5 protein-coding genes and 1 pseudogene are annotated in these 6,473 nt (G+C 72.9%); 1 reads left to right on the top strand and 5 read right to left on the bottom strand.

Annotation, left to right across the window (positions count from 1 at the left end):
- From ACFXB5_RS51210 to ACFXB5_RS51190, 5 genes and pseudogenes are all read right to left on the bottom strand, one after another.
- Positions 1–167 (bottom strand): annotated as a pseudogene (locus ACFXB5_RS51210) (diguanylate cyclase); the annotation flags it as partial.
- Between the two features lie 256 nt (positions 168–423).
- Positions 424–1,218 (bottom strand): enoyl-CoA hydratase/isomerase family protein, encoded by a 795-nt coding sequence (locus tag ACFXB5_RS51205; protein ID WP_137978304.1) that lies wholly within the window; start codon positions 1,216–1,218, stop codon positions 424–426.
- 93 nt (positions 1,219–1,311) lie between these two features.
- A complete protein-coding gene (locus ACFXB5_RS51200) occupies positions 1,312–2,841 on the bottom strand; it encodes a cytochrome P450 (protein WP_385222375.1) in 1,530 nt (509 codons plus the stop codon).
- 301 nt (positions 2,842–3,142) lie between these two features.
- Positions 3,143–4,321 carry an adenylate/guanylate cyclase domain-containing protein gene (locus ACFXB5_RS51195; protein ID WP_385222372.1) on the bottom strand — a complete coding sequence of 393 codons (1,179 nt, stop codon included), beginning with the start codon at positions 4,319–4,321 and terminating at the stop codon, positions 3,143–3,145.
- Positions 4,322–4,466: 145 nt separating this feature from the next.
- Positions 4,467–5,354 carry a biotin--[acetyl-CoA-carboxylase] ligase gene (locus tag ACFXB5_RS51190; RefSeq protein WP_262699016.1) on the bottom strand — a complete coding sequence of 296 codons (888 nt, stop codon included), beginning with the start codon at positions 5,352–5,354 and terminating at the stop codon, positions 4,467–4,469.
- A gap of 238 nt (positions 5,355–5,592) precedes the next feature.
- Here ACFXB5_RS51190 and ACFXB5_RS51185 point away from each other — a divergent pair.
- A partial coding sequence (locus ACFXB5_RS51185; protein ID WP_385222369.1) for an acyl-CoA carboxylase subunit beta occupies positions 5,593–6,473 on the top strand: 881 nt, incomplete at its 3' end.

Raw genomic sequence — 6,473 nt, 5'->3', positions numbered from 1 at the left:
CGGCCCCCCGGGCCCCCCCCCCCCATCGACTCCTGCGGGGTGTGCGCCGCCGCCATCTCCTGAGCGAGCCGTACGACGGCCCGCAATCGTCCGTCGACCCCATCGGGCCGCCCGCCGATCTCCCCGTTGTCCGTCACGACGGCCTCGCATTCCTCACGGCCATGCATCGTTCGCATCGTTCGCTCTGCTCTCCAGCGTAAGAACGTCGAGAACAATCCGCTGCGGGCCGTTCACCCCGGGTATCCGAGCGAACGGTCACCCCCGGTGGCCGCTTCGCTCCCCCCGGGCCGGGGCCACTCCCCGGATCCGGTCAACTTCCCCGGTCCGGGGTCGCTACTCCTCCGGCCGGGGTCCGGCACTCCGCCCGGTCCGGGGTCGCTACTCCTCCGGCCCGGGTCCGGCACCCCGCCCGGTCCCCGTCCGTTACTCCCCCGGCCAGTTCGCCGGACGCTTCTCGTTGAACGCGGCCACACCCTCCGCGCGGTCCCCGGAGAAGGCCACCGTCCGCCACGCCGCGTCCTCGACCTCCAGACCGGCCCGCAGATCCAGCCCCTGCCCCAGCCGCAGCGCCTTCTTGGCGGCCCGCACGCCGACCGGGGAGTTGGCGGCGATGCCGCGGGCCAGTTCCAGGGCTTCGGCCCGGTCCTCGCCCTCCGCCGTCAGCCGGTCCACCAGGCCCAGCGCATGGGCCTCCGCGGCGGCCACCCGGCGCGCGGAGAAGATCAGTTCGGCGGCGCGCGCGGCGCCCACCCGGCGCGGCAGCAGCTGGGTGCCGCCCCCGCCCGGGATCACCCCGACGGACACCTCGGGCAGCCCCACCACGGCGGTGGGGTCGGCCACGATCACGTCGCAGGACAGGGCCAGCTCGAAGCCGCCGCCCAGCGCATAGCCGTGCACCGCGGCGATGGCGGGCATCGGCAGCTCCAGCACCCCGGTGTAGGCGGCGCGGGAGACCGGCCGGTGCCGCATCATCTCGGCGTCGGTGAGCGAGTTGCGCTCCTTGAGGTCGGCGCCCACGCAGAAGGCCCGCTCATGGGTCGAGGTCAGCACCACGGCCCGGACGTCACGGTCCTCGGACAGCGCCGCGCAGGCCGCCGCGATGGAGCGCGCCATCTCCGACGAGACGGCGTTCATGGCCTTGGGCCGGTCCAGCACCAGCTCGGCCACGAAGCCGTCCCTGCGGACCGCGACCCACTCCCCGTACCGCTGCTCACTCATCACGCACCCTCCCGGTTAACGACCGTGAACACACTGCCCGCGATCATTCCAGCTCCCCGGGGCGTGCGGAACCTGTGAGCGCCCGGACAGGCCCTAGCGGGCCCGCCGCCACCGGTTCAGGAAGCCCATCAGAATCGACTGCTGCTTCTGCCCGTCCTCCCCCTGCCCATCCGACTCCGGACCCGACCCCGACCCCGTCGGGGTCTCAGCCGCGGACGCCGCGTCGGTGGCGAACGGCAGCGAGATCGGCGGGATGGGCGGCGGCGGAGGGGTCCCCGGCGGCATCTCCTGCGGCCGGCCCGGCTGCCCCTGCGGGCCCGGCTCCCCCGGGCGGGCGACGGGCGGCGCACCGCGCCGGCTCCCCGGCCTGGGTACGGGAGCGAACCGCACCGGCAGCGTGATCACCCCCCGTACGAAGATCCCGGACAGCCACTTCAGCTCCTCGATCTCCCCGGCGAGCGCCAGATCGGGGACCCGGTCCAGGAGCTTCTCCAGCGCGACGGAGGCGATCAGCCGGGCCGAGGACCGGCCGGGGCAGGCGTGGGCGCCCGCGCCGAACGCCAGATGGGCCCGGTTGCCCTGCTTGTGCGGGGACCTCAGCAGGGCGTCCCGGTTGGTCGCCGCGAAGCTGATCATCACGGCGTCGCCCGCGCGCAGCCGCTTCCCGGCGAGGTTGGTGTCGTGCACCGGGAAGTAGAGCCCCATGTTGGCCAGCGGCGGGTCCGTCCACAGCACCTCGTCGAGGGCGTCCTCGACGAGCATGCTGCCGCCCATCAGCTCGCCCGAGAACCGCTCGTCGGTGAGCAGCACCCGCAGGGCGTTGCCGATCAGTCCGGGCACCACGCCGGTCACCATCCCGATCAGCAGCAGCAGCTGCTCGACCAGTTCCTCGTCGCTCAGCCGCGCCGGATGGGCGATCAGCCAGGAGGTGATGTCGGCGCCCGGCTCACGTCGTTTGAGGTCGATCAGCTCGCGCAGCGCCGCGCCCGAGGTCCGGTCCCCGCCCGAGGGATCCGAGCCGTCGATGAACGCCGCCACGCCCCGCAGCAGCCGGTCCATGATCTCCTGCGGGCAGCCGAAGAGCTGGCTCGTCACCATGATCGGGACCAGTGCGCAGTACGTCCCGATCAGCTCGGCCTCGCCCGTCTCGCAGAACTGGTCGATCAGCGAGTCGGCGATGCGCTCGACATAGTTCCGCAGCGCGCTGGAGTCGATCCGGCCGGTGGTGTCCTCGATGGCGCCGCGCAGCCGCCGGTGCTCCTCGCCGTCCACGAAGTCGACCTGCGGCCGGGGCCTGATGACCTGCGGGGCGTAGCTGGACTCCGGCAGCAGGCCCTCGTTCCTGTCCCGCCAGTGACGGGGGTCCTTGGAGAAGGTCTCTGGGCGCCGCATGACCTCCAGCGCCGTGTCGTACCCCAGGCACAACATGGCCGGTACGCCTCTGTCCAGCTCCACCGGCGCGAGCTGGCCGTGGGCCTCGCGCAGCCGCCGGTAGACCGCGAAGGGGTCCGTACCGAACTCGGGCGCGTGGAGCGGTTCGGCACCGGTCTCCCCGTGGGCGGGACAGCCCGGCGGGGGTAAGGCGCCCGGACGCTGAGCACTCGAATCGTAAAGCTGGGTCACACGTGCTCCTGGACACCGCCGGGCCCACCCCGCGGGCGGACGCGGACGGTGCTACTTCGACGACAGGACCTGGGATCCACCGAGTGGATCTTGCGGACGTAGGCTAGCCCAACAGGCCCCGCGCGGGGCCCAGTTCAGTGATCCGGTCAGCGCCACCGGAATGATCCGGCCGGGGCCGCGGGAACGATCCGGACGGAGCTACCGGAACGATCCGGACGGAGCCACTGGAACGATCCGGACGCGGCCGCCCCGAACGGTCCGGACGCGCCCGCACCACCCGTACCGCCCGCCCCGCACGGGCTCACGCGCGACGGCTCAGCAGCCACGGCTCCACGACCCCGAGGCCACGCACCGGCCGCTGCCACATCGGCTGCAGCGCGAAGCGGTACGAGGGCGGCTCCTCGCCCTCCTTCTCCGCCGCGGCGGCCGCCTCCGCGGCCTCCGCCTCCGACACCGGGGCCTCCCCGGTGCGGCTCAGCTCCTCGGCGAACGCGCCGTCCACCAGGACCGCGTTCTTGGGAGCTATGGACGTCAGCCGGCTGGCCAGATTCACCGTCGTGCCGAAGACATCGCCCATCCGCGTCGTGACCGTGCCGAACGCGATCCCGACCCGCAGCTCGGGCATCGTCTCGTCATGCGTCAGCGTCTCGATCAGGCGCAGCGCGATCTCGGCGGCGATGCCCGCGTCGTCGGCCGCGTAGAGCACCTCGTCGCCCAGCGTCTTGATCAGCCGTCCGCCGTGCGCCGCCACCAGGTCGGCGGCCGTGGTCTCGAATGCCTCGACCAGCTCGCCGAGCTCCTCCTCCTCCAGCCGCCGGGTCAGCCGGGTGAAGCTCACCAGGTCCGCGAAGCCGACCGCCAGCCGCCGGTCCACCATCTCGACGTCGTCCGCCGCCTGCACCACCCGGCCGGTCGCGGCCGCGAGCTGGCGCCGGTAGACGTAGACAAGGAACTCCTCCAGCTCCGGCAGCAACAGCTCGACCAGCGGATACGCGATCTCGGTCCGGGTCATCCCGGTCTCCTGGGGGTCGGTGAGCCCCTCCAGGAAGGAGTCGATCTGCCAGTCGGCGAGCCGGGCGGTGGTCTGGCCGGTGGAGCGGGCCACCTGGATGGCCATCGGCTCGCTCAGCAGCCCGGCCTCGACCAGACCGGACAGCCGGCGCAGCGCCAGTACGTCGGCCTCGGTCAGCGCCTTGGCCTGGCCGATGTCGGCGAAGCCCATGGCCCGCCAGAAGCGGGTGGCCAGCTCGACCGAGACGCCCGCGCTGCGGGCGGCCTGGAAGGGGGTGTAGCGCCGCTCGGCGCCGAGGATCAGCTGCTCCAGCCGGAGCGCGATGGGGTCCGGCTGGTCCTCGTCGTCGGGGGCCTCCGCGGCGGCGCTCTCCCGCGCCCCGGTGTCCCGTACGGCCGCGTCGGGCGCGGCGGCGTCCAGCACCTCGCGCTCTTCGGCCGTGCCGGAACCCGCGTCGTCGGCGGTCACCGCCCGCCCCCTGTCCGATCCCTGCGCACTGCCCTTCCGTTCCCTCTTCCCGGCCGGTCCCGAGCTCGCTCACAGCCGCCCCGAGCTGGACCGACCGCGACCACGATACGTCAGGTGTGCCGTAGCTCACTCTTGTGCGGGAGGGTCATTCCTCCCTCGGTACGGAGCGTAGATGCACGATGTCCCCGGCGGAGACCGGCTCCTGAACCCCGCCTTCTGTGGCCAGAACCAGACGCCCGTCGCCGTCGATCGCGACCGCCTCGCCGACGCGCTCCCGGCCGCCCGGAAGCTCGGCGCGCACCTGGCGCCCGAGGGTCGCACAGCCCGCCGCGTACGTCTCCTGGAGGCCGCTCGCCCCGGGGTCGCCCTCGAAGCGGCGCCACTCCCCGTACCACTCGGCGATCGAGCGCAGCACGGCCCGCAGCAGCGGATCGCGGTCGGTGGAGACGGCGTCCGCCAGGGCCAGCGACCCGGCGGTGGGAACGGGAAGTTCACCGGCGCGCAGCGAGACGTTCAGCCCCATGCCGATCACCACCGCGTCCCCGGCCCGCTCGGCGAGGATCCCGCCGAACTTCCGCTCCTCGCCCGCGACCGTCACCAGCAGGTCGTTCGGCCACTTCAGCGCGGTGTCCACGCCCGCCGTACGGCTGAGCGCCCCGGCGGCCGCGACCCCGGCCAGCAGCGGCAGCCAGCCCCAGCGCTCGGTGGGCACGCCCGCGCCGCCGGGCCGTAGCAGGATGGAGAAGAAGAGCCCGGACCGGGCCGGGGCCGTCCAGGCGCGGTCGAGCCGGCCGCGCCCCGCGGTCTGCTCCTCGGCGATGAGCACCGCGCCCTCGGGGGCTCCGGCCCGCGCCCGGGTGACCAGATCCGTATTGGTCGAGCCGGTCGCCCGCACCACCTCGAGCTCGGTCCACAGCCCGCCGGGGCGCACCAGCCCCCGGCGCAGCGCGGCCGCGTTCAGCGGTGGCCGCTCCAGGTCGGACCAGCGTCCGCGCGCGTCACCTGGGCTCCCTGAGGTGTCAGAAGGCGTCATGGGGGCCAGCCTAGGGTCAGGAGGTGTGGCCAACGACGCAGTGCCACCAGGCGGTGCCGCCGATACGCTACGTGCCGGTAGCCCAGCCAGCGCAAAGCCGCCGAACGGTCCGGAACCCCCGAAAGCCGACAGGACCCGTCTGATCACGATCACGACCCGTACCGCCCCGTTCCCCGCCTTCCCCCGATCCTGAAGACCCGCCGTATCCACCCCCAGGACGAGCAGGAGCCGCATCCCGATGTCCACCGAGCCGGAGACCGCCCCCGAGATTCCAGACCGCCACACCACCGCGGGGAAGCTCGCGGACCTGCAGCGCCGCATCGAAGAAGCGACCCACGCCGGGTCCGCGCGCGCGGTGGAGAAGCAGCACGCCAAGGGCAAGCTGACCGCGCGCGAACGCATCGACCTCCTCCTGGACGAGGGGTCCTTCACCGAGCTCGACGAGTTCGCCCGGCACCGCTCGACCAACTTCGGCATCGACCAGAACCGGCCCTACGGGGACGGGGTCGTGACCGGGTACGGCACGGTCGACGGCCGCCCGGTGGCCGTGTTCTCCCAGGACTTCACGGTCTTCGGCGGGGCGCTCGGGGAGGTGTTCGGCGAGAAGATCGTCAAGGTCATGGACTTCGCGCTGAAGACCGGCTGCCCGGTCGTCGGCATCAACGACTCCGGTGGCGCCCGCATCCAGGAGGGCGTGGTCTCCCTCGGCATGTACGGCGAGATCTTCCGCCGCAACACCCACGCCTCCGGGGTGATCCCGCAGATCAGCCTGGTCGTGGGCCCGTGCGCGGGCGGCGCGGTCTACTCCCCGGCGATCACCGACTTCACGGTGATGGTCGACCAGACCTCGCACATGTTCATCACGGGGCCCGATGTGATCAAGACGGTCACGGGCGAGGACGTCGGCTTCGAGGCGCTGGGCGGCGCCCGGACCCACAACACCACCTCCGGTGTCGCGCACCACATGGCCGGGGACGAGAAGGACGGCATCGAGTACGTCAAGGCGCTGCTGTCGTACCTGCCGTCCAACAACCTCTCCGAGCCGCCCGCCTTCCCCGACGAGGACGCCGATCTCGAGGTCTCGGCCGAGGACCGGGAAATGGACACCCTCATCCCGGA

Origin of the sequence: Streptomyces sp. NPDC059455, assembly GCF_042750115.1 — a bacterium.
Lineage (GTDB): Bacteria > Actinomycetota > Actinomycetes > Streptomycetales > Streptomycetaceae > Streptomyces > Streptomyces endocoffeicus.
Note: the sequence above shows the minus strand (reverse complement) of the source record. Positions and strands in the feature narration are given on the sequence as shown.